19 protein-coding genes are annotated in these 22,125 nt (G+C 66.6%); 12 read left to right on the forward strand and 7 right to left on the reverse strand.

Annotation, left to right across the window (positions count from 1 at the left end):
* Nucleotides 1-26: 26 nt before the first annotated feature.
* The 7 genes from AC2D9V_RS09750 to galE all read left to right on the forward strand — a co-directional run bounded on the left by AC2D9V_RS09750 (nt 27) and on the right by galE (nt 10,336).
* The gene (locus tag AC2D9V_RS09750; RefSeq protein WP_484713878.1) at nt 27-410 is read left to right on the forward strand and encodes an ACT domain-containing protein; all 384 of its coding nucleotides are present in this window, start codon (nt 27-29) and stop codon (nt 408-410) included.
* Nucleotides 403-1,005 (forward strand): LysE/ArgO family amino acid transporter, encoded by a 603-nt coding sequence (locus AC2D9V_RS09755; RefSeq protein WP_484714477.1) that lies wholly within the window; start codon nt 403-405, stop codon nt 1,003-1,005. The genes AC2D9V_RS09750 and AC2D9V_RS09755 overlap by 8 nt, the downstream gene beginning before the upstream one ends.
* 49 nt (nt 1,006-1,054) lie before the next feature.
* On the forward strand, nt 1,055-1,948 hold the full coding sequence (locus AC2D9V_RS09760; protein WP_484713879.1) for a DMT family transporter: 894 nt from the start codon (nt 1,055-1,057) through the stop codon (nt 1,946-1,948).
* 110 nt (nt 1,949-2,058) lie between these two features.
* Entirely contained in the window at nt 2,059-3,399 is a 1,341-nt protein-coding gene (locus tag AC2D9V_RS09765; RefSeq protein ID WP_484713880.1) for a DUF2793 domain-containing protein, read from the forward strand.
* 1,404 nt (nt 3,400-4,803) lie between these two features.
* Nucleotides 4,804-6,108, forward strand: a complete 1,305-nt coding sequence (locus AC2D9V_RS09770) for a UDP-glucose dehydrogenase family protein (RefSeq protein WP_484713881.1) — start codon at nt 4,804-4,806, stop codon at nt 6,106-6,108.
* Nucleotides 6,109-6,261: 153 nt separating this feature from the next.
* Nucleotides 6,262-9,336, forward strand: coding sequence for a calcium-binding protein (locus AC2D9V_RS09775; protein WP_484713882.1), 3,075 nt, complete (start codon nt 6,262-6,264; stop codon nt 9,334-9,336).
* Nucleotides 9,337-9,349: 13 nt separating this feature from the next.
* Entirely contained in the window at nt 9,350-10,336 is a 987-nt protein-coding gene (gene galE / locus AC2D9V_RS09780; protein WP_484713883.1) for a UDP-glucose 4-epimerase GalE, read from the forward strand.
* 15 nt (nt 10,337-10,351) lie between these two features.
* Here the strand turns inward: galE and AC2D9V_RS09785 are convergent, their stop codons facing one another.
* A complete protein-coding gene (locus AC2D9V_RS09785) occupies nt 10,352-11,458 on the reverse strand; it encodes a hypothetical protein (RefSeq protein ID WP_484713884.1) in 1,107 nt (368 codons plus the stop codon).
* 115 nt (nt 11,459-11,573) lie between these two features.
* On the opposite strand from AC2D9V_RS09785, the gene AC2D9V_RS09790 reads away from it, so the two are divergent.
* The 3 genes from AC2D9V_RS09790 (at nt 11,574) to AC2D9V_RS09800 (ending at nt 14,211) form a co-directional block, all read left to right on the forward strand.
* On the forward strand, nt 11,574-12,311 hold the full coding sequence (locus tag AC2D9V_RS09790) for an SDR family oxidoreductase (RefSeq protein ID WP_484713885.1): 738 nt from the start codon (nt 11,574-11,576) through the stop codon (nt 12,309-12,311).
* A gap of 195 nt (nt 12,312-12,506) precedes the next feature.
* Nucleotides 12,507-13,847 carry an 8-oxoguanine deaminase gene (locus AC2D9V_RS09795; RefSeq protein ID WP_484713886.1) on the forward strand — a complete coding sequence of 447 codons (1,341 nt, stop codon included), beginning with the start codon at nt 12,507-12,509 and terminating at the stop codon, nt 13,845-13,847.
* 46 nt (nt 13,848-13,893) lie between these two features.
* The gene (locus AC2D9V_RS09800) at nt 13,894-14,211 is read left to right on the forward strand and encodes a ribonuclease E inhibitor RraB (protein ID WP_484713887.1); all 318 of its coding nucleotides are present in this window, start codon (nt 13,894-13,896) and stop codon (nt 14,209-14,211) included.
* 129 nt (nt 14,212-14,340) lie between these two features.
* On the opposite strand, the gene guaD is transcribed toward AC2D9V_RS09800, so the two are convergent.
* Nucleotides 14,341-15,624: a guanine deaminase gene (guaD, locus tag AC2D9V_RS09805; protein WP_484713888.1), complete on the reverse strand. Its 1,284-nt coding sequence runs from the start codon at nt 15,622-15,624 to the stop codon at nt 14,341-14,343.
* A gap of 135 nt (nt 15,625-15,759) precedes the next feature.
* Between guaD and mgtE the strand changes: the two genes are divergently transcribed.
* Complete coding sequence (mgtE, locus tag AC2D9V_RS09810; protein WP_484713889.1) at nt 15,760-17,127, forward strand: magnesium transporter; 1,368 nt, start codon at nt 15,760-15,762, stop codon at nt 17,125-17,127.
* Nucleotides 17,124-17,684, forward strand: a complete 561-nt coding sequence (locus AC2D9V_RS09815; protein WP_484713890.1) for a 5-formyltetrahydrofolate cyclo-ligase — start codon at nt 17,124-17,126, stop codon at nt 17,682-17,684. Before mgtE ends, AC2D9V_RS09815 begins: the two co-directional genes overlap by 4 nt.
* A 64-nt stretch (nt 17,685-17,748) precedes the next feature.
* On the opposite strand, the gene AC2D9V_RS09820 is transcribed toward AC2D9V_RS09815, so the two are convergent.
* The 5 genes from AC2D9V_RS09820 to AC2D9V_RS09840 all read right to left on the reverse strand — a co-directional run bounded on the left by AC2D9V_RS09820 (nt 17,749) and on the right by AC2D9V_RS09840 (nt 22,119).
* A complete protein-coding gene (locus tag AC2D9V_RS09820; protein ID WP_484713891.1) occupies nt 17,749-19,065 on the reverse strand; it encodes an ATPase in 1,317 nt (438 codons plus the stop codon).
* A gap of 62 nt (nt 19,066-19,127) precedes the next feature.
* Nucleotides 19,128-19,625, reverse strand: a complete 498-nt coding sequence (locus AC2D9V_RS09825) for an A24 family peptidase (RefSeq protein ID WP_484713892.1) — start codon at nt 19,623-19,625, stop codon at nt 19,128-19,130.
* Nucleotides 19,625-20,482 (reverse strand): tetratricopeptide repeat protein, encoded by an 858-nt coding sequence (locus AC2D9V_RS09830; protein ID WP_484713893.1) that lies wholly within the window; start codon nt 20,480-20,482, stop codon nt 19,625-19,627. Before AC2D9V_RS09830 ends, AC2D9V_RS09825 begins: the two co-directional genes overlap by 1 nt.
* A 54-nt stretch (nt 20,483-20,536) precedes the next feature.
* Nucleotides 20,537-21,091 (reverse strand): tetratricopeptide repeat protein, encoded by a 555-nt coding sequence (locus AC2D9V_RS09835; protein ID WP_484713894.1) that lies wholly within the window; start codon nt 21,089-21,091, stop codon nt 20,537-20,539.
* A 38-nt stretch (nt 21,092-21,129) separates the two neighbouring features.
* Entirely contained in the window at nt 21,130-22,119 is a 990-nt protein-coding gene (locus AC2D9V_RS09840; protein WP_484713895.1) for a type II secretion system F family protein, read from the reverse strand.
* Nucleotides 22,120-22,125 lie beyond the last annotated feature (6 nt).

The raw sequence follows: 22,125 nt of genomic DNA on the forward strand, positions 1-22,125 counted from the left end.
GGATATTTGGGCAGAAAGGATGACGCATGGCTGAGCGGGACCTGACGATCCTGTTGCGGACGATGGAGCCGGTTCTGCATCCAGAGCCCTATGGGTTCGCGGTCTGGGTGGGCGGCTCACTCTCGATCGAGCCCTTTGCGACAGTGCGCGAGGCCGAGGGGCTGACCGTCGTCGCGCCACTTGCCGCGATGCGGGTCGCGGGGATGCAGTCCGACCCATGGGCGCGGATCAGCCTGACGGTGGCAAGCGACCTTGCGGCGGTCGGGCTGACGGCGGCCTTCGCGACAGCGCTGGGGAAGGAAGGGATCAGCTGCAATGTGATCGCCGGGTTCCACCATGACCATCTATTCGTGCAATGGGACCGTCGGGACGATGCGATGGCGGCCCTTCGGCGGCTTTCCGATGCTTGAGGCGCTCGTCAGCGGCTATTTCGTCTCGCTGAGCCTGATCCTCGCGATCGGGGCGCAGAATGCCTTCGTGCTGCGGCAGGGCCTTCGGCGCGAGCATGTGGCGGCGGTGGTGGCGGTCTGCGCGATCTCGGATGCCGTGCTGATCGGGGCCGGGGTCGCGGGGTTCGGCGCGATTTCCGCGGCGATCCCCTGGTTCGGCGAGGCGATGCGCTGGCTTGGGGTGGCGTTCCTGCTGGTCTACGGCGCGTTGCGGTTCCGCGCGGCGGCGCGGGGCGGCGAGGCCTTGCGGCCATCCGAGGCGACGGCGGCGCCCTTGCGCAAGGTGCTGGCGACCTGCCTGTTGCTGACCTGGGCCAACCCGCATGTCTACCTTGATACGGTGGTGCTGATCGGCTCGATCTCGGCCCAGCATGCGCCGCACCAGGTGGCCTTCGGGGTGGCGGCGGCGCTGGCGAGCCTGAGCTTCTTCAGCGCGCTGGGCTTTGGCGCAAGGGCGCTGGCACCGGTCTTTGCCAGGCCCTCGGCCTGGGTCTGGCTGGAGATCGGGGTGGGCTGTGTGATGTGGGCCATCGCGGCGGCGCTGGCCTTCGGCTGAGGATGGCAGCAGGCTTGCCTTGGGCCACGCGCTCTGGTCAGTTCGCGGCATGGGTGAGGACAGGGACGGCAACCGCCCGGTCGAGGGCGTTCTGTGGATGGCGGCGACGGCGCTGGCCTTCGTCGTGGTGAACGGCATCGTCAAGCATCTGGGGACCGAATTGCCGGCGGCACAGTCGGCCTTCATCCGCTTTGCCTTTGGCCTCGTGATTCTTGCCCCGGCGCTGTGGGCGGCGCGGGGGATGCGCTTTCCGGCGTCGACCTGGCGGCTTTTCGGCTGGCGTGGTGCCTTTCACGTTCTGGCGGTGATCTGCTGGTTCTGGGCGGTGGTGCGGGTGCCGGTGGCCGAGATCGCGGCGGTCAGCTTTCTGAACCCGGTGATCGTGCTGGTTCTGGCGGCGCTGCTGCTGGGCGAGGGTCTGTCGCGGGGGCGGGTGCTGGCGGTGCTTCTGGCGCTGGTCGGGGCGCTGGTGGTCCTGCGGCCCGGGCTGCGGGAGGTCACGGCCGGGCACCTTTCGCAGCTGGCCGCGACCTTCCTTTTCGCGGTGAGCTACCTTTACGCCAAGCGGCTGAGCACCCTTGCCCCGGCCAGCGTTGTGGTGGCGATGTTGTCGCTGACGGTGGCGGCGGGCCTGATGCCGATCGCGCTTTGGGTCTGGCAGCCGGTGTCCGGGGTCCAGCTGGCCTGGCTGGCGGCGGTGGCGGTGGTGGCTACGCTGGGGCATTACACGATGACACGGGCGTTCCGGGCGGCGCCACTGGCGGTCACGCAGCCGGTGGTCTTCGTGCAGATCCTGCTGGCGAGCCTCTTGGGTGCGCTGGTCTTCAGCGAGCCGGTGGACGGGTTCGTCATCCTTGGCGGGGCGCTGATCGTGGCGGCGGTGAGCGTGAACACCTGGGCCGAGGCGCGGCGCGAGCGCGCGCTGCCGGAGCCCGAGGCATGACGCCGGGCGGGGTGTTGCGCCGCGGCCTGCCAAGCGCGCGGGCCGCTGAGCGGGCGTTGAGGAAGCTTTCCTAGGGTCACGGGCAAAGGCGATCCCAGAAGGATGACTCTATGCCCGATGATACGACGATCCTGTCGCTGCCCCTGATCCTTCCGGCGCAGGCGCAGAAGCACGTGACCCATAACGAGGCGCTGATCGCGCTGGACCTGATCGTCCAGCTTTCGGTGATCAACCGGACGCTCACAACGCCTCCGGCGGCACCTGCCGTCGGAGACCGACATATCGTGGCAGCGGGGGCGACCGGGGCCTGGGCCGGGCAGGCGGGCAGGATCGCACTTTTCTCGGAGACGGGGTGGCAGTTCACACAAGGGTTGCCCGGGTGGCGTGCGCATGTCCTGGCCGAGGGACAGACGGCGGTGTTTGACGGGACCGTGTGGAAGACGCCGTCCGAAGCTCCGCTGACAGTGCCGCAACTGGGCGTGGCGGCGGCGGCCGACGCGGTGAACCGGCTGACCGTCGCGGCACCGGCGACGCTCTTGAACCATGCGGGCTCGGGGCATCAGCTGAAGCTGAACAAGGTTGCGGCAGGGGACACGGCGAGCCTTCTGTTCCAGACCGGCTTTGGCGGCCGGGCCGAGATGGGCACTGCGGGGACGGATGACTTCAGCGTCAAGGTGAGTGCCAACGGCAGCGCCTGGTTCACGGCTCTGGAGGCAGAAGCGGCGACGGGCCGAGTGACGCTTCCTGCCCCGCTGCGTCTGGGCGGTCAGGCGGCGGACCCGGCCAGCCCGCCGAACGGGACGCTGTGGCTGAATACCACGAGCGGAGAGGTGAAGGTCCGGTCGGGCGGGCTGACCCTGCCCCTTGGCGGCGGTGGAGGCGGCGTCGCGGACGGCGACAAGGGGGACATCACCGTCTCCGGCGGGGGGGCGGTTTGGACGGTGGATCCAGGCGCGATCACGCTGGGCAAGCTGGCCAGCATAGCGACGGACAGCTTCCTGGGCCGTGACACTGCGGGCACCGGAGCGCCAGAGGTGATGACGCCGGCGCAGGCGCGGGCCATCCTGAACGTGGCGGACGGGGCGACGGCCAACGCCACGGACGCGGCATTGCGCGACCGCGCGACCCATACCGGGACGCAGGCCGTGACAACGATCACCGGGCTGGCGGCGGTGGCGACCAGCGGATCGGCCAGCGATCTTGGCGCGGGCACTTTGCCCGCGGCGCGGTTCAACGATACTGCCCACGGCAACCGGGCGGGGGGGCACCCTTCATGCCGCTGCGACCACCAGCGTGGCCGGGTTCATGTCCGGTGCCGACAAGACAAAGCTGGACGGGATCGCCAGCGGAGCCACCATGAACGCGACCGACGCGGCCCTGCGGGACCGGGTGACCCATACCGGCACGCAGGCCGCCAGCAGCATCAGCGACTTTGCCGAAGCGGTGGATGACCGCGTGGCGGCGCTTCTGGTGGCGGGGGCAAACATCTCGCTGAGCTACAACGATTCGGGGAATGCGCTGACGATCTCGGCCGCCGGGGGCGGGGGGGCGACGAACCTGAGCTATGACGCCGCGACCCGGGTCATCGCCAGCGACACCGGGACGGATGCCACGCTGCCGCTGGTCACCAGTGGGGCGGCGGGGCTGGCCCCGGCCTCGGACGGCGGCACGGTGAACTTCCTGCGCGCGGACGGGACCTGGGCCGCTCCGGGGGGTGGGGGCGGGGGTGCACCGGGCGGTGCGTCGGGCGAAATCCAGTGGAATAACGCCGGGACCTTTGCGGGCGCGGCCGATGTGGAGATCGAGGGCGGCCAGCTTCGGCTTCCCGCTATCGCGACCCCCGTCACCCCGGCGGCGGGAGGGCTGAAGCTTTTCGGGCGGTCGGTCGCCGGGCGGCTTCTGCCTGCTGCCATCGGGCCGAGTGGCCTTGATACCTCGCTTCAGCCCCACCTGGCCCGCAACAAGATTGCTTATGCGCTTCCGACCGGTAACGGGACCACGGTCAATACGATGGGGATCGTGCTGAATGCCGCAGGAACCGGCACGGTCAAGAACTGGGCGTCCACCAACCGCTACAGCAAGATGCGCGGCATCGAATACCTTGTCACCACGGCCTCGACGACAGCGCTTGCAGGCTTTCGGGGAACTGCCGCTCAGTTTAGCGTCGGGAGCAACGCCGCCGGGGATGGCGGTTTCCATTTCATCTGCCGTTGGGGACCTGCAACCGGAGTGGCCACGGCGACGACTCGGGCCTTTGTCGGCATGAACACCTCGACCGGTGCCGGCACGGACGTCGAGCCGTCGTCCCGCACCAGTCAGGCCGGCATGGGCTGGGATGCCGCAGACACGAACATCCAGTTCATGCACAACGACGGGTCAGGCGTCTCGACCAAGATCGATCTTGGGCCGAGCTTTCCGTTGCCGACCGTCGATCGTCAGCACGTCTACGAGATCGCCATGTTCAGCCCGCCAGGCACGACGCAGAGCGTGACCTATCAGATCACCGACCTTGTCACCGGCGCGGTGGCGACCGGCACCGCCACGACCGACCTGCCGGGGACTACGACCGCGCTAAACCCATATGCGGCATTCTCGGTCGGTGGCACGTCTTCGGTCATCGGCATCTGCCTCTTCAGTCTTTACGTCGAAACCGATTACTGAAAACGTGGGTGCCCATTCCGGGCGCCCGCGTACCGGGCGGGGTGGGCGGCGGGGGGGCCGGCCTGTCCCGCCCGGTTCCGTAGAGCCGGGGCCATCGTGTCGCGATCGGGAATGGTTCGTCTCACCTTTCACGGGTTGGATCGCCCGCGGTCGCCTGCTAGAGACTCCGGTGACATTTTCAGGAAGGATAGGTCATGCGGATTGCGATGATCGGAACGGGCTATGTCGGTCTGGTCTCGGGCGCCTGCTTTTCCGACTTCGGGCATGACGTGGTCTGCGTCGACCGCGATGCCGGCAAGATTGCGCGGCTGAAGGCAGGTGAGGTTCCGATCTTCGAGCCGGGACTCGACATCCTGCTGGCGAAGAACACGGCGGCCGGTCGGCTGTCCTTCACGACCGATCTGGCAGGAGCGGTGGATGGGGCGGAGGCGGTATTCATCGCGGTCGGCACGCCAACCCGGCGCGGCGACGGCCATGCAGACCTGACCTATGTGATGGCCGCTGCCGAGGAAATCGGCCGCGCGCTGACCGGCTATGCAGTCGTGGTGACCAAGTCGACGGTCCCGGTCGGTACCAATCGCAAGGTCGGCGACGTGTTGCGTCAGGCCAATCCCGAGGCAGAGTTCGACATCGCCTCGAACCCCGAGTTTCTGCGCGAAGGGGCCGCGATCGACGATTTCCGCCACCCGGATCGGGTGGTGGTGGGCGTGGAAAGCGAACGTGCTCGCAAGGTTATGGCCGAACTTTACCGCCCGCTGCGACTGCGCGATTCGCCAGTGGTCTACACGGGGCTCGAAAGCGCCGAGATGATAAAATATGCGGCGAACGCGTTTCTTGCGACGAAAATCACCTTCATCAACGAGATCGCTGCCCTGTGCGAACGCGTGGGGGCCGATGTGAAGGCCGTCGCCAAGGGCATCGGGATGGACGGGCGGATCGGCGACAAGTTCCTGCACGCCGGACCGGGCTATGGCGGCAGCTGTTTTCCCAAGGATACCAAGGCTCTGGCGCGTATCGGCCAGGACCACGCCACGCCGATCCAGATCGTCGAGACGGTGATCAAGGTCAATGACGAGGTAAAGCGCCGGATGATCGACAAGATCGTCGACCTCTGCGACGGGTCCCTGCGCGACAAGACCATCGCCTTCCTGGGCGTGACCTTCAAGCCGAACACCGACGACATGCGGGAAGCCCCGTCGCTGACCATCGTACCGGCCCTCGTCGGGGCAGGGGCCAAGGTCAGGGTCACCGATCCGCAGGGCCGCCATGAGGGCGAGGCGCTGCTTCCCGGCGTCAAATGGGTGGAGAATCCCTATCAGGCGGCGGCCGGGGCGGACCTTCTGGTCATGCTGACGGAATGGAACGAGTTCCGCGGCCTCGACCTTTCCAGGCTTGCCCGCAAGATGGCGACACCCCGGCTGGCGGACCTGCGCAATGTCTATGACCGCGACGAGGCGCTTGCGGCGGGCTTCACGGCCTATGCCGGGGTCGGTCGCTGACGGCCGTCCGGCCCGGGACGGCTCACGTCCAACCAGGCGGGTTTGCCGAAAACCCGAAGCAAATACCCCGCTTCCGTCCTGCCCGGCGCAAGGCTTTGGACACCTTCGACCTGCACCCTTGCCAGTGGGTAAGTGGGATTGTGCGGGGCTGGGGTGTATTCCTTCCGGGTGGTCGAGGTATTCTCAGCGGCACCGCTGGGCATGATATCCGGCATCAACGACATGGAGCTGGTCCGGCATGGCGACCGGCAGATGCTTTACACCGTCACGCGTGGCGGGGGCGGTCTGCTGGCGCTGGACGTCGGCACCACACTTTCACGTGTCGATCAGGATAGCCTTGCGGCAGGCATAACCCTGCCGGCCCCCGCGCGGATCGAAATCCTGACCTTCTCCGGGGTTCCGCGCCTTGTGATAACCGGCGCCAATTCCGGCGGCATCCAGACCTATGCCCTGGAAACCCAAGGCAGCCTCGCCGCTGCACAGAGCCTCGTCGGCGGCCTGTCGGGTGCCGTCTCGGCCCAGGCGGTGGTGACGGTCGGTGGCGCGACCTATCTTTACCTGGCGCGTGCCAACGAAAGCACGATCCACGCCTTTGTCGTCGGCCCGACGGGGGCGTTGACCCCTGCCGGATCCAGGGTTCTGGACGGCGGCCTGCCGGGGATCGACATCACCAGCCTTTCGTCGGTCACCGTCGCTGGCCAGACCTACCTGGTCGCCCTTTCGCTTGAGGCGGACGTGATCCGGACCTTCCAGATCGGTCCGGGCGGAAGCATCGGACTGCCGCAGATCATGGGTGCCCCGCACGGGCTGGGCATCGCCGATCCTGCAGCAGTGCGCGCGGTCGAGATCGGCGGGACGAGCTTTCTCGTCATGGCCGCGACGGGATCCTCATCGGTGTCCGTGATCGAGGTTTCGTCCGGCGGAGCGATGCGCGTCGCCGACCACGTGATCGACACGCTGGACACGCGCTTTGCGGGCGTTCAGGCGCTTGCGACCGTTTCTGAGGGCAACCGGGTCTTCGTCATCGCGGGGGGCAGCGATGGCGGGGTCGCACTGATGACGATGATGCCTGACGGGCGGCTGCTTCTGGTGGGCAGCCAACTCCAGACGCCGGGTCTGACGCTGCAGAACATCACCGCGATGACCGCCCGGATGCAGAACGGTCGTATCGAGCTTTTCGTTGCCGGCGAAGGGGCCGGGATCACCCGGCTGGAAGTCGACATCGGTGCCCTTGCGCAGATGCGCCTTGCCGGTCCGGCCGAAACCGTGCTGACCGGCACCTCGGCGGGGGATTTCCTGATCGGGCAGGATGGCAACGAGATGCTCAGCGGCGGTGCCGGGGCCGACATCCTGGCCGACGGCAGCGGGCGCGACACGCTTTTCGGCGGTGCAGGCGCGGATCTCTTCGTGCTGGGCCGGGATGGCGAGACGGACCTGATCGCCGACTTCCAGCTTGGAACCGACAGGATCGACATCTCTGCCTGGGGCCGGATTCACGCGCTCGCGGCTTTGTCCATCACGACGACAGCGTCCGGCGCGCGCATCGCCTTTGCCGACGAGATACTGGAGATCTCTTCCGCGACCGGGCAGCCGATTGCAGCCAGCGACTTCCGCCTCACGGACTTCATCGGTCTCTGGCACTCTGTGCCGCCAACAACGATGGGGGGCGGGATTCCCGGCACCAACCAGACCGACTTTCTGAACGGGACGGCGGGAGACGACATCTTCATCATCTCGGAGGGCCTGGACACTCTGGATGGCGGTGCGGGGTTCGATACGCTTGACTTTTCTGCCCTCGCCACCGGGATCCTGGTCAACCTTTCCGATCCGCGCTTCAGCAACGGCATCGCAGTCAACCAGAGCTACATCGGGATCGAAGGGATCACCGGCACAAGCTTCGGCGACATCCTGACGGGGACCGCGGTGGCCAATCGCATCGACGGCGGCGATGGCGCGGATCGGCTCTTCGGAGGCGGGGGCAATGACACACTTCACGGCAGTCTCGGCGCTGATATTCTTGGCGGCGGGCCCGGGGCCGATCTGCTTGACGGCGGCACAGGCATCGATCGCGCCAGCTACGGCGACGCGGCGGCAGGAGTGATCGCCGATCTGGCCCGGCCTGGCCTCAACCTCGGTGACGCCGCGGGCGACATCTACGTGGGGATCGAAGGTCTGGAAGGCTCGAACCACGCGGACACGCTGCGGGGCGACCCGCAGGACAACACACTCATGGGCCAGAGCGGCAACGACCGGCTCGAAGGTGGCGCCGGCAATGATGCGCTCTTTGGGGGAAATGGCAACGACACCCTGTTCGGTGGCGCCGGGTCGGACTTTCTCGACGGCGACTCTGGCGTGAACCTCGCGAGCTATGCCGACAGCGCCATGGGCCTGCGCATCGACCTGGCAGATACCGGACGGTCGACCGGTGACGCCCTCGGTGATCGCTATCGCGACATCCAGGGCTTCGAGGCCACCACCTTCGCAGACAATGTCTTCGGCGGTACCGGGGACGATCGCGTCTGGGGCCTCGGCGGCAATGACCGTCTGGAAGGACGGGCCGGCGCGGACTGGCTGTCGGGGGGGGCCGGGAGCGACGGGCTTTACGGAGGCGAGGGGGATGACACGCTGGCCGGGGGCCCGGGGTCCGACCTTCTGGAGGGGGGCTTGGGGTTTGACCTTGCCTCATACGGGGATGCGGGGACCTGGGTTGTGGTGGACCTGCAGGCGCCGGTGGCGAACCTCGGGGAGGCCTGGGGGGACGTGCTTTCCGGGATCGAGGCGGTGGAGGGCACGGGGTTCGGCGACCGGCTTCTGGGCGACGGCGGGGCGAACGGGCTCTGGGGCGGCGCGGGGGGCGACTGGCTGGACGGGCGGGGAGGCGACGACGTGCTCCGGGGCGGCGCGGGCGACGACACGCTGCAGGGCGGCACGGGCAGCGACACGCTGGACGGCGGCGAAGGGGATGACTTGCTACAGGGCGGTCCGGGGAATGACGTCTTCATATTCAACGGCGGCAGGGACACCATTGCAGACTTTACCGACGGGCAGGATCGCATCTGGCTTGAGGCCGATCTCTGGGGGGGAACCCCGCCGCCGGTCGCACGTTTGCTGGAGGACGCTGCGCAAACGGATACCGGGGTGATCCTGACGTTGCCGGGTGGGGCGGCACTGGACATCCCGGGCGTTTTCGACGCAACACTTCTTCGGGACGATTTCCTTTTCGTCTAGGGAAAGGCAGGTCATGGCCGATCGTGTGCTGGTTACCGGCGGGGCAGGCTATATCGGGTCGCATGCCTGCAAGGCGCTGGCGCGGGCTGGCTTTACGCCCGTGGTCTTCGACAACCTGACGACCGGATGGTCGGAGGCGGTGAAATGGGGCCCGCTGGTGTGCGGTGACCTGATGGACCGCGCCGGGATTGCAGTCGCCGTCGCCGAACACCAGCCGGTTGCGGTGATGCATTTCGCAGCACTCTCGCTGGTCGCGGAGTCCGCGGCAGACCCCGCGCGCTACTGGCGCGAGAACGTGGGCAGTGCGCTGAACCTGTGGGAGGCCTGCGTGGCGGCGGGGGTCCGCAACGTCGTCCTATCCTCGACCTGCGCGACCTACGGCGAACAGGACGGTGTCCTGCTGACCGAGGACACGCCGCAGCGGCCGATCAATGCCTATGGCGGATCGAAGCTGGCCGTCGAGCGGATGCTGCAGGATTTCGGCGCCGCTTTCGGGATCCGGCATGTGATCTTCCGCTATTTCAACGTGGCCGGGGCCGACACCGATGGCGAGCTTGGCGAACAGCACCTGCCCGAGACGCATCTCATCCCGCTGATGCTGGAGGCGGTTGCAGGCAAACGCCCGGCATTGACCGTGTTCGGTACCGACTACCCGACGCCGGACGGAACCTGCGTGCGCGACTATGTGCATGTGACCGACCTTGCGGCGGCGCATGTCCTTGGCCTGCAACGGCTTCTGGACGGCAAGCCCGGCGGGGTCTTCTGCCTTGGCACCGGGCGGGGCTTTTCCGTCCGCGAGGTGATCGACGCAAGCCGCGCCGTGACCAACCGGGAGGTGCCGTTCGTCCTGGGTGAGCGGCGTCCCGGGGACGCGGCGTCACTGGTTCTGTCGTCGGACCGGGCAATACGGGAACTTGGCTGGGAGCCCGCGCACTCGACCCTGCGCCAGATGATCGGCGATGCCTGGGCCTGGGCGCAGGGGCCCGGTTTCCGGGGCTGACCGCCGGATCGCGCGTCAGAGGTCCCAGTCGAGGGCGGGCTTCCTTGCCGGCATGGGCGCGGGGTCTGTCAGACCCAGCCAGCCGCCCCGGATCGGCAGCTTCCGTTCCGCGCCCCAGTCCCCGGTGACGGTCAGCACATCGCCTTCCAGCATCACCCCGGCAACCGACTGGCCCGACGGCCAGCTGATGGTGCCAAGGATATGGCGGACCTCGACCGTTCCCATGGGGTCTAGCGTCAGGAGGGCGGGTTGCCCGGCGGCGGTCAGGGGATCGGGGGTTTCCCGCGAGGAAAGGCCGAGGACCGGCAGCGCCGCCCCCTCCTCGACCCCGAGGCAACCCTTGTGCCGCCCGTTCCAGGGCGCATAGTCCCGCCCGCCGTTCGAATGCCAGAGCATCGTCAGGGGAAGGGCGCGGGCGTTCTTCAGGGAAAGGACCAAATCGCCCTCGGTCGGCCGGACCACGGCGATCCAGCCAAGGCGAGAGGCCGGATCCTCGACCCCGGCGGCGAAATCCTCGTGCTCGGGGCCCCAGGGGAAGCGGTGCAGGTTGACGGTGCCGCCGTCTGCGCCGGGAAACTCGGCCGCGTCTTCGGACCGCTTCGGGTAGGCAAGGCAGGACCGGCCTTGCGTCGTTTCGACCGGTTCGGCCAGCGTCTCCCACCAGCGCTTGCGCGAGAAGGAAAGCTTTGCTCCGTTCGGAACCGAGATCATCGCGTGGTTCGAGACCGGAAGGCTGCCCGTCCCGCCGATGAAGAGGTGGCGCTGGTAGACAAAAGGGTGTCCGTCGGTCAGCGAGAGTTCCTTCACCACGGTCGCGCCGAAGACCGCCCCTTCAAGAACGGCGCGCAGGGTTCCCGGACCCGCGGGCATCACCTGCCAGTCGCCATTGGCTGTCAGACCGTGCAGCCCCTCTGGTGAGGGGCCCATCGGAGCGGCCAGAAAATCGCCCGCCAGCCAGGACTGGTGCGGTGGGGCATCGCTGGGCACTTCCCACGGGGCCCAGGGCGCATGGTGCAGGGGCGCGATCTCGGCGCCCTCATCCTCGACGGCAATCGCCTGCAGCACGCCGCCGCGGGCCGCGAAGCTGGCACTGACGCCCTTTGCGCTAAAGGTGTGAAGCATCGGCGCTCTCCCTTCCCCGTGCCCGTGAAGGCTAGCGCGCGGTCGTGGCAAAGGGAACTGGCATGTCAGTTCCCATGTCGCTAGTCTGGCCCGGACGCGGGCAGGGAGTGCGGACATGGGACGGCTGGACGGAAAGACGGTGCTGGTGACGGCGGCGGGGCAGGGGATCGGCAAGGCCTCGGCCCTGGCCATGGCGCGCGAAGGGGCGCGGGTCATCGCCACGGATGTGAACGAGGCGCTTCTGCCCGAGCTGGGCGCTGCCGGGTGCGAGACGCGGGTCCTGAACGTGCGCGACCCTGCGGCGATCACCGCGACTTTTGCCGCCGTGGGCACGCCGGATGTCCTGTTCAACTGCGCTGGGTTCGTCGCGAACGGGACCATCCTCGACTGCGACGAGGACACCTGGGCCTTCAGCGTCGATCTGAACGTCACCGCGATGTACCGGATGTGCAAGGCGGTGCTGCCGGGAATGGTGGCGCGCGGGCATGGCAACATCATCAACATGGCCTCGGCGGTCGGGTCGATCATCGCGGCGCCGAACCGCTTCGTCTATGGCGTGACAAAGGCGGGGGTGATCGGGCTGACCAAGGCGATTGCGGCGGATTTCGTGACCAAGGGCATCCGCTGCAACTGCATCTGCCCCGGGACGGTCGAAAGCCCCAGCCTGAACGACCGGATGCGCGCGACGGGGGATTACGAGGCCGCGCGGAAGGCCTTCATCGCCCGCCAGCCGATGGGGCGGATCGCGACGGCTGACGAGATCGCGATGCTGGTCGTGTACCTGGCGTCAGACGAATCCTCCTTCACCACCGGGCATCCGCATGTGATCGACGGCGGCTGGTCGAACGTCTGACCGGGGCGCTTGCCCCCTCACCCTGGTCCTCTCCCCCGGGGGAAGAGGGGAAGCTCGGCCTTGTGGAACGCGCGCCCCTTGCCCTGCGGGGTGCGTCCGGCTAGCCTTGCCGCGCCGGGCAACCCGTGTCCTTCTCCCTTCTGACGGGCCGGTGGGGGTTCCCCATTGTCCGAAGGGTGCGCAAAGGGTGCACCCATGACTGAAATCCTGATCCGAAATGCCGATGTCGTGGTGACGATGAATGCCACGCGCGAAGAACTGTCCGTGGCCGATGTGCTGATCCGGGAAGGGGTGATCGCGGCCGTGGGACCGGGCCTTGTGGCACCGGGGGCCAAGGTGATCGAGGCCGGGGGCTGCGTGGTCACACCCGGCCTCGTGAACACGCATCACCATCTTTACCAGACGCTGACCCGCGCGGTGCCGGGGGGGCAGGATGCGTTGCTCTTCGGCTGGTTGAAGACGCTCTACCCGATCTGGGCGCGGTTCGGGCCGGAGGAGATGTTCGTCTCGGCCCAGGTCGGGCTGGCGGAACTGGCGCTGTCGGGTTGCACGCTGACCTCGGACCACCTCTACCTTTACCCCAACGGCGCGCGGCTGGACGACACGATCGCGGCTGCTGGGGAGATCGGCCTGAGGTTCCACCCGACGCGGGGGGCAATGTCCATCGGGGAAAGCGCAGGGGGCCTGCCGCCCGACAGCCTGGTGGAGCGCGAGCAGGCGATCCTTAAGGACATGGTCCGCGTGGTGGACCGGTTCCACGACCCAAAGCCCGGCGCGATGGTGCGGGTGGGACTCGCGCCCTGCTCGCCCTTCTCGGTCAGCCGCGACCTGATGCGGGACGCGGCGCTTCTGGCACGGGACAAGGGTGTGATGCTCCACACCCATCTGGCCGAGAATGACGAGGACATCGCCTATTCCCTGGCCAGGTTCGGCTGCCGTCCGGGGCAGTATGCCGAGGATCTGGGCTGGACCGGCGCGGATGTCTGGCACGCCCATTGCGTAAAGCTTGATGGTTCGGAAATTGAACTTTTCAGTCGGTCCTTGACGGGTGTCGCGCACTGCCCGTGTTCGAATTGTAGACTCGGCTCCGGGATCGCCCCGATCCGCGCAGTGCGCGACGCGGGGGTGAAGGTGGGGCTGGGGGTGGACGGGTCGGCCTCGAACGACGCCGGGAACCTGGTGGCCGAGGCGCGGATGGCGATGCTTTTGCAAAGGGTCGCGCGGGGGGCCGATGCGATGAGCGCGCGGGAGGCGCTGGAGATCGCCACGCTTGGCGGGGCGCAGGTTCTGGGTCGGGATGACCTGGGGTCGATCGAACCCGGAAAACGGGCGGACCTTGCCATCTGGGACCTGCAGGGGATCGAGGCGGCGGGGGCCTGGGACCCGGTGGCGGCTCTTCTTCTGTCCGGGCCGACGCGGGTGCGGGACCTGATCGTCGAAGGGCGGGTCGTGGTGGAGGCGGGCCAGATCGCGACCCTGGACCTGCCCCGCCTTCTGGAGCGGCAGCGGGCGCTCGCCCGGGCCCTGGCGGCCTAGCCTCTGGGACCTCGCTGCGCTAGAAGGGGGGGAAGGAGACCCGCCCATGTCGCACGATTACGGCGCCCAGCGGCGCGACACGTTCCAGACCTTCAAGCTGTCGAAGGGGGTGAGCCTGCCGAAGGAGGCGGTCGTCGAATTCGCCTTCTTCATCGAGGAACTGGATGCAAGCTGGCCCGCCTTCGAACGCGCCCTCCGGCTGGCCGGGTTCCGGACCCGGCGGCTGAAGGATGGTGAGACGCTGATCGCCTCATACGGACCGATGCCGGTCACCCCTGAGGCGATCTGGGAGCGGGAGCATGCGGCGACCGAGATCGCCCTGAAACACGACTTCTACCCGGACGGCTGGGAGTTGGCCGAGTGAGTGACCACAGTGGTCTGAATCAGGAAATCCATATAAATCAAATATTTGTCTGTTTCCGTTAGGGTGGTCTTAACTTTTCGCCGATGCCCGGAAGGGACGAATATTCTGCGAAAATTCGGGCGCCCGTGATTAGGCGCGGGCCACGCGGTTCCCGCCGACCCAGACCTCGGCCACGGCGCGGTCGTCGCCCATCATGATCGTTGGGAAAAGCTGCTGCCAGAGGCCCTCGGCCCGCCTTGTCGCCTGTTCGATGGCGGGGGTGGAGGCGAGGTCGATCACGACGAGGTCGGCCTCCATCCCCGGGGCGATGTTGCCGATGTGGGTATCGGCATGGAGCGCGCGGGCGGAGCCTTGGGTTGCGAGCCACCAGAGTTGCGATGGGTGCAGGGACTGGCCGCGAAGCTGGGCGACCTCATAGGCCGCGGCCATGGTGCGGAGCATCGAGAAGTTTGACCCGCCGCCGGTGTCGGTGGCCAGCCCTACCCGCAGGGACTGCGCGAGGGTCATGTCGAAGAGGCCCGAGCCGATGAAGGTGTTCGAGGTCGGACAATGGACGAGGCTGGCCCCCGCTTCGATCAGGCGTGACTTTTCGCGGCCGGTCAGGTGGATTGCGTGGCCGTAGACGGCACCTTCGCGCAAGAGCCCCTGCGCCTCGTAGGTGTCGAGGTAGTCTCGGGACTGGGGGAAAAGGTCCTTCACCCAGGCGATCTCGTCCGTCTGTTCGGAGAGATGGGTCTGCATCAGGCAGTCGGGGTATTCGCGCCAGAGGGCGCCAAGGGTGTGAAGCTGTTCGGGCGTGGAGGTGGGCGAGAAGCGGGGCGTAATGACATAGGAGAGGCGGTCGACCCCGTGCCACTTTTCCAAAAGCGCCTTGCTGTCGTCATAGGCTGATTGCGCGGTGTCACGGAGGCCTTCGGGGGCGTTCCTGTCCATGCAGGTCTTGCCCGCGAAAAGGCGCATGCCCCGGGACTGCGCTGCTGCGAAAATCGCATCCACGCTGGCCGGATGGATCGTGGCGTAGGAGCAGACGGTGGTGGTGCCGCGCGCAAGGATGAGGTCGAGGTAGCGGTTCGCGATCTCGGCCGCGTAGGCGGGATCGGCAAAGCGCATCTCTTCGGGGAAGGTATAGGTGTTCAGCCAGTCGATCAGGCGCTTGCCCCAGCTCGCGATGATCGCGGTCTGGGGGTAGTGGACATGGGCGTCGATGAAGCCCGCAGAAATGAGCTTGTCCCCGTGATGATGCAGGCGCGCCTGCGGATAGCGGGCGCGGAGGTCGTCGGCTTCGCCTACGGCTGCGATCTTGCCAGCCTCGATGGCGACGGCACCATGCCGCAGATGCCGGGCTGCATTCAGCCCGTCGCGGAAGGGGTCGCCCTCATAGCGCAGCACCTGGCCCAGAAGCAGATCGGTCATCGCGGTCCCCCGTTTACGGGAGCGACACTAAGCGCATTTCCCCGCCCGGTAAATTTGCCCGCCGCCCCTGTTTCCCTGAAACTCTTTTCGCTAAGGTCGCGGCAATCGAAGCGCGCTTGGTCTGACGGAGGCACTATGGCGGACGATCGGGCCGAGGCCGAAGACGAGGTCCTGGATCAGGACCGGATCGACGCCGTTCTGGCTGCGGTCGAGGCGGGGAATGGCGCTGCCGTCGATGCGTTGCTGGACCCGCTCCATGCGGCCGACATCGCCGACCTGCTGGAACAGATCGGTTCCGGGGAACGGCTGGCACTTCTGAAGCTGTGGTCGCATGAGATCGACGGCGAGATCCTGTCGGAAATCTCGGACGCGATCCGCGAGGAGGTGATCGAGGCCCTGCCCCGTGAGGTTGTGGCCGAGGCGGTCCGTGACCTTGAGACCGACGATGTGGTCGACATCCTGGAGGATTTGGACCAGCCGCAGCAGGAGATGATCCTTGAGGCGCTGGAGGATGCCGACCGGGTCGCCGTCGAACAGGCGATGGCCTATCCGGAGTATTCGGCGGGCCGCCTGATGCAGCGCGAGACGGTGGTCGCGCCCGAGCACTGGACGGTGGGCGAGGCGATCGATTTCCTGCGCAAGGCCGACCAGCTGCCGGACCAGTTCTACCACGTGATCCTTGTCGATCCGCGGATGAAGCCGGTGGGCTATGTCACGCTGGGGCGCATCCTGTCTTCGGGGCGGGACGTGCGGCTGCGCGAGATAACCGAAGAGAGCTTCCGCACGGTCGAGGCGACCGATGCCGAGGCGGACGTGGCCTATATCTTCAACCAGTATCACCTGATCTCCTGCCCTGTGGTCGATGCCGGGGGCCGGCTGGTCGGTGTCATCACCATCGACGATGCGATGAACGTGCTGGACGAGGAGCACGAGGAGGACATGCTGCGCCTTGCGGGTGCAGGGGATGCCGATGTCAGCGACGGGCCGTTCGAGACGGTGAAGCAGCGGTTGCCCTGGCTGGTGGTGAACCTCTTCACCGCCTCGCTTTCGGCGCTGGTGATTACCCAGTTCGAAGCGACGATTGCGGCTTTCGTGGCGCTCGCGGCACTGATGCCGATCGTCGCCTCGACCGGGGGGATCGCGGGGACGCAGTCGCTGGCGGTGGCGGTCCGGGCGTTGGCGACGCGGGACCTGACCAGTGCGAACGCCGGCCGCGTGGTGCGGCGTGAGCTGGTGGCGGGCCTGTTGAACGGGCTGGGGCTGGCGTTGATCCTCGGGACGGCGGGGGCGCTGATCTTCGGTGACTGGCACCTGGGCGCGGTGCTGGCGCTCGCCATGATGGTCAACCAGGTGGTGGCGGCGCTGGGGGGCGTTCTGGTGCCGCTGGGGCTGGTGCGCCTCGGGCTGGATCCGGCGCTGGCCAGCGGGACCTTCGTGACCACGCTGACGGATGTGATGGGGTTCTTTGCCTTCCTGGGGCTTGCGACGGTGCTGCTGATATGACCGGTTCGGACTTGAAGGACATCAAGGCCGCCGCGCGGGAGGCGGCCCTTGCCACGCGGAAGCTGGCCTTTGCGGCGGGGCAGGGGCAGGCGGCGGAAATCCTGGCCGATTACCTTGCGGGGCAGGCAGGCAAGGTCCTGTCGGGCTACATGCCGATGCGGACCGAGATTGACCCCCTGCCCGCGATGGCGGCGCATCAGGGACCGGTGGGGGTGCCGGTGATCATCGGCAAGGGCCAGCCGCTGCGGTTCCGCGAGTGGTCGCCGGGATGCCGGATGGTGGAAGGCACCTTCAAGGCGCTGATCCCCGAGGAGGGGGCCTGGGTCGAGCCGCAGGTGCTGATCGTGCCTCTGCTCGCCTGGGACCGGCGCGGCTATCGTCTGGGCTATGGCGGGGGCTTCTACGACCGGACCCTGGAGGGGCTGCGGGCGCGGGGGCCGGTCCTGGCGGTGGGCTTTGCCTTTGCCACGCAGGAGGTGGAGGCGGTGCCGACGGAGCCGACCGACCAGCGGCTGGATGCGGTGGTGACGGAGAAAGGCGTCACGGTCTTCACCTGACCGCCTGTCGATGCCCGCGGCACTCCTCGCTTCCGAGGAGAAGCCGAAGGCGAAGGACGAGGGGTCAGTGCGCGATGTCTTCCTGGCGGACGAACATGTTGCCCCAGGCGCGGTCGATGAGTTCGGGGGTCATCTGGTAGGGGATGTTCTCGAATTCGCAGACCGCGATCATCTGGTCGATCAGGAAGACCGGCTGGTAGTTCGCGTAATTGTTCTCGATGGTCGGGAACTTGACCTTCATCAGGTGCATCAGCGCGGTTTCGTCGAGCGGCATCTTCTTCTTGCGCGCGACCATGGCGAAGATCTTGAGGAAGTTCTCCTGGCTTGGGCCGTCGATCTTGATCTTGAAGAAGATCCGGCGGAGCGCCGCGCCGTCGAAGATCTGGTTCGGGTGGAAGTTGGTGGAGAAGATCACCAGCGTGTCGAAGGGGACGGTGAATTTCTCGCCCGATTGCAGCGCGAGGATGTCGCGGCTTTCTTCCAGGGGCACGATCCAGCGGTTGACGATCTTCTGCGGCGGTTCGGCCTGGCGGCCAAGGTCGTCGATGATGAAGATGCCGCCGGTGGCCTTGAGCTGGAGGGGCGCCTGATAGGTGCGGGCGGTTGGGTTGTAGGTCAGGTCCAGCATGTCGAGGCTGAGTTCACCGCCGGTGATCACGCTGGGGCGTTCGCAGTAGACATAGCGGTTGTCGAAGCGGTTCGAGGTGCGGCGCAAGGAGTTCGGGTCGTCCACCGCCATTTCGGCGGCCGAGTGCACGATCGGGTCATAGACGCTGATGATCTGGCCGGAGTATTCGATCGCGCGGGGGACATAGACCTTGTCGCCAAGGGCGGCGCGGATGCCGTGGCTGATCGAGGATTTACCGTTGCCGGGCGGGCCGTAGAGGAGGATCGAGCGGCCGGAGGTCACGGCGGGGCCGAGGTTGTCGATGAGATCCGGGGGCAGGATCAGGTGGCCCATGCCGGAGAGGAGCTGTTCCTTGTTCAGCTTGATGTCGCGGACGGACTGGCGCTTGATCTGGACGGTGTACTGTTCCAGCGGGACGGGCATCGCGCCGTAGTATTCGGACTGCGACAGGGCATCGAGCGCGCGGGCCTTGCCGGCATCGGTCAGCTCATACCCCATCTCGTTGCCGGCGGTCGCGTGCATGGTGCCGGTCGCAGTCACAAGTTTCTGCGTGCGGGCGAGGTCAACCAGTTCCTGGACCAGCGGGACCGGCAGGCAGACGACCTTGGAGAGGTTCGACACCTGGTCCTGGTTGGTGCGGAACATCGACTTCAGGAGGATGTCGCGCATCGTGACGATCGAAAGGCCGGTATCGGCGAGCGACCGAGGCGAGGGGGGCGGTTGTACACCCGACAGCGGGGCTTCGGCGTTCATGGGGCAAGCTCCGTGGACAATCGCGGCGAAAGGCTTGGATTGAGTCGTAATTGCGACTTGTGTCAGACTTGCGGCCAGATGGCGGCAACAAGATAGAAGACCACAATCATCGACAGGGCAAGCCCGAAGGGGAAATAGCGCCTTTGTTCCCAGCTGATCCAGTCCGGGGTCAGGCGCCTGATGGCGGGAATCCCTCGCGCAATCCGGTGCAGGATCAGCGCCCCGATCATCGAACCGGCGACAAGCATCAGGAAGAACACGATCGGCGTGCCGACGAAGATCCCAGACATGGCTGCGGCATACTTGGCATCGCCCGCTCCGAAGGTGCCGGTCGTGTAGAGGAGGTAGAGCGCCACCAGAACGATCGCCATGATCGCGAAGCCCCAGAGCCAGGCGGACCATGTCGGCACCGCCAGCCAGCCAAGGGCGGGCCAGACGGCCGCCATCGCGAGCACGGACTTGTTCGGGATCTTCATGCGCTTGAGGTCGCTTGTTGCTGCCCAGATTGCGATGGGCAGCACCGGGACCAGAAGGATCAACGCTCCGGTAGGGGTGATCATCAGAGAGCCACGTTCGCGTCCAAGGCTTCAAGGCTGCGGACGGCCGCCTCGAAATGCTGCGGGTGGGTGTCAACGGCCTGCTGCAGAAGGCCCTTGCCGGTCTTGACGTCGCCCTGCTTGATGGCGGCAAGCGCCATCGTGTAGAGGAGCTCCGCCCGTTCGGTCTGGGTCATGCGCACCACGGGCAGGTCATACTTGCGCTGCTTGGCGCGGGCGAGCACGAGGTTGTTCTTGGCCGTGAAGAGCGACGGGTCATAGGTCAGCGCTTCGTTGAAGAGCTTTTCGGCCCCGGCATTGTCGCCGCGCGTCAGTTTGGAGAAGCCCCAGTTGTTCAGAACACCGGCCGGGGTGGTCGTCAGGCCTGCGGCGATTTCGTAGAAGCTGTCGGCCTTCTTCCAGTTCTTGTCCGAGTCCGCCACCATCGCCTCGAGCCGGTAGCGGTCGAAGGATTCATGGGTGGGCGGGATCTGGTTCAGTTCGGCCTTGGCCTCGTCCCACTGATTGGAACGGATCAGGGCATCGGCCAGCATCACCCGGTCTTCGGGCAGGCCTTCGGTCGAATAGGCGACCTGGCGCCAGACCTGTGCGGCCTCGGTCGGCTTCTGTGCCCGGACCAGCGAGCGCGCAAGGCCGCGCTTGACATCGACCCGTTCGGGGTTCTCGGCGACGGTGCGGGCAAAGTAGGCGACGGCCTCGTCAGGGTCGCCCACCGTCAGCATCAGTTCGTTCAGGTTGGATTCGTCGATGACATTGACGTCCTTCAGCGCGCGTTCGACCTGCTCGTCGGTCGAGGGCTGACATGCCGCCAGTAGGACCGTGCCGCCAAGGCACAGCAAAACGAGACCAGGGTGGCGCATCTTTCGCGTCCTTTTTTGACTGCTCGATACTTTGACTGCTTTGGGCTGCGACCTCTACAGCTCGGTCAGAAGCACGTATTTGCCCTTTTCCTGCCGTACGAGGCGGAACCCGCCTTCTTGTTGTTCTGGAGTTTCACCATACACGCTTGCCTCGCTTTGCGCGATAGCGAGCTTGAGATTTTCGCGGATCGAGTCCGTTTGGCCACTGTCCTGGGCGAAGGCACGCTGGAACACGGCGCGCGCTTCGCCGTAGTTGCCCTGTTCCATCAGAGTGACGCCCAGGTTGTTCATGGCGGGAACGAAGGTCGCATCCTGTTCAAGCGCGCGGCGCAGCATCTTTTCGGCCTGCCCAAGGCGCCCCAAGGCGAGGTTGGCGGATCCGATGGCCGAAAGGGTATCGACCGAGATCCCCTCTTCGGCGGCTGCCCGGTAATAGGCCTTCAGCGCGAGTTCGTATTCCTGTGCTTCCATCAGGCGGTGGCCGACGATCAGCCCGTCGACCGCCTCGCCCCGGCGATCAACCCCGAAGGGCGCGTTGCGCGATACCGAAGGGGTGCAGCCGACAAGCACCAGCGTCGCCAAGAGCAGCGGGATGGACGAAAGACGCACGGAACCTCTTGACTGCCGCGGTTAGTTAGCCCTGGCCCTCAGCCGCCACCGGGACGTATATTGCCCAGCATTGTCACGATGCCGTAAACAGAAGGTCCGATCAGGATGACAAGCAAGGGCGGAACTGTAAACAGCATTGTGCCGAGCGTCAGCTTCGTCGGCAGCATGTTCGCCTTTTCCTCGGCCCGCATCACGCGCTTGTCACGCATGTCGGCGGAATAGACCCGCAGGGCATCTGCGATCGAGGTGCCGAAGGTGGAGGACTGGATGAGGGTGGTCACGAAGGAAGAAACGTCGGGCACGTCGACCCGTTCCGCCATGTCCTTGAGAACCGCCGTGCGTTCCTTCCCGGCTTTCACCTCCTGGGAGACCATGTCCAGTTCTTCGGCCAGAGCCGGATAGCCGACCCGGCTTTCCTTGCCGACCCGGATGATCGACTGGTCCAGCGACTGGCCGGCCTCGACGCAGACGAGCATCATGTCAAGCGCGTCAGGAAAACCCTCGATGATCTCGGTGCGCCGCTGCTGGAGGCGCTTGTCGACCCAGTACTTGGGCAGATAGTAGCCCGCAGCGCAGGGCAGCAGCGTGAGCATCAGGATCGTGTTGGTGCTGACCTCGCCCTGGAGCGAGCGAAGCAGAACAAGCAGCATCCCGAAAAGCAGGAACGAGATCGCCAGCACGAACTGCATCGCGTGATACATTCGGACGGCGTTCTTTGAGGTGTAGCCGGCCCGCAGCATCCGCATCTTCGAGGCGGAAAGCTCTTCCTTCTTCTGCGGCTCGAGGAACTTGGCGAAGCGTTCCAGCTTGTCGATCTTCTCGGTCCGCCGCAGCGCCCGCTTGGCGTCCTTTTCCGGGGCATTGGGCAGGGCATCCTTCAGCTCGCGAAAGCGGTCGCGCTGCTTTTTCATCACCGTGGGCAGGGCGATGAGGATCAGAAGCACCCCGAGAAGGCCTACCGCCAGAAGCGGCCCCATCGGTCCGAGCGTATCGGTCAGCCAGGTGTTGATGCTGGAAAAGAGGTTCATGGGCGC

The sequence above is a fragment of the Tabrizicola sp. T46 genome (assembly GCF_057219895.1).

Excerpts from the sequence above, each read along its gene's own strand:
- AC2D9V_RS09750 (WP_484713878.1), top strand. The coding sequence starts at position 27 with ATGGCTGAGCGGGACCTGACGATCCTGTTGCGGACGATGGAGCCGGTT.
- AC2D9V_RS09755 (WP_484714477.1), top strand. The coding sequence starts at position 403 with ATGCTTGAGGCGCTCGTCAGCGGCTATTTCGTCTCGCTGAGCCTGATC.
- AC2D9V_RS09760 (WP_484713879.1), top strand. The coding sequence starts at position 1,055 with ATGGGTGAGGACAGGGACGGCAACCGCCCGGTCGAGGGCGTTCTGTGG.
- AC2D9V_RS09765 (WP_484713880.1), top strand. The coding sequence starts at position 2,059 with ATGCCCGATGATACGACGATCCTGTCGCTGCCCCTGATCCTTCCGGCG.
- AC2D9V_RS09770 (WP_484713881.1), top strand. The coding sequence starts at position 4,804 with ATGCGGATTGCGATGATCGGAACGGGCTATGTCGGTCTGGTCTCGGGC.
- galE (WP_484713883.1), top strand. The coding sequence starts at position 9,350 with ATGGCCGATCGTGTGCTGGTTACCGGCGGGGCAGGCTATATCGGGTCG.
- AC2D9V_RS09785 (WP_484713884.1), bottom strand. The coding sequence starts at position 11,458 with ATGCTTCACACCTTTAGCGCAAAGGGCGTCAGTGCCAGCTTCGCGGCC.
- AC2D9V_RS09790 (WP_484713885.1), top strand. The coding sequence starts at position 11,574 with ATGGGACGGCTGGACGGAAAGACGGTGCTGGTGACGGCGGCGGGGCAG.
- AC2D9V_RS09795 (WP_484713886.1), top strand. The coding sequence starts at position 12,507 with ATGACTGAAATCCTGATCCGAAATGCCGATGTCGTGGTGACGATGAAT.
- AC2D9V_RS09800 (WP_484713887.1), top strand. The coding sequence starts at position 13,894 with ATGTCGCACGATTACGGCGCCCAGCGGCGCGACACGTTCCAGACCTTC.
- guaD (WP_484713888.1), bottom strand. The coding sequence starts at position 15,624 with ATGACCGATCTGCTTCTGGGCCAGGTGCTGCGCTATGAGGGCGACCCC.
- mgtE (WP_484713889.1), top strand. The coding sequence starts at position 15,760 with ATGGCGGACGATCGGGCCGAGGCCGAAGACGAGGTCCTGGATCAGGAC.
- AC2D9V_RS09815 (WP_484713890.1), top strand. The coding sequence starts at position 17,124 with ATGACCGGTTCGGACTTGAAGGACATCAAGGCCGCCGCGCGGGAGGCG.
- AC2D9V_RS09820 (WP_484713891.1), bottom strand. The coding sequence starts at position 19,065 with ATGAACGCCGAAGCCCCGCTGTCGGGTGTACAACCGCCCCCCTCGCCT.
- AC2D9V_RS09825 (WP_484713892.1), bottom strand. The coding sequence starts at position 19,625 with ATGATCACCCCTACCGGAGCGTTGATCCTTCTGGTCCCGGTGCTGCCC.
- AC2D9V_RS09830 (WP_484713893.1), bottom strand. The coding sequence starts at position 20,482 with ATGCGCCACCCTGGTCTCGTTTTGCTGTGCCTTGGCGGCACGGTCCTA.
- AC2D9V_RS09840 (WP_484713895.1), bottom strand. The coding sequence starts at position 22,119 with ATGAACCTCTTTTCCAGCATCAACACCTGGCTGACCGATACGCTCGGA.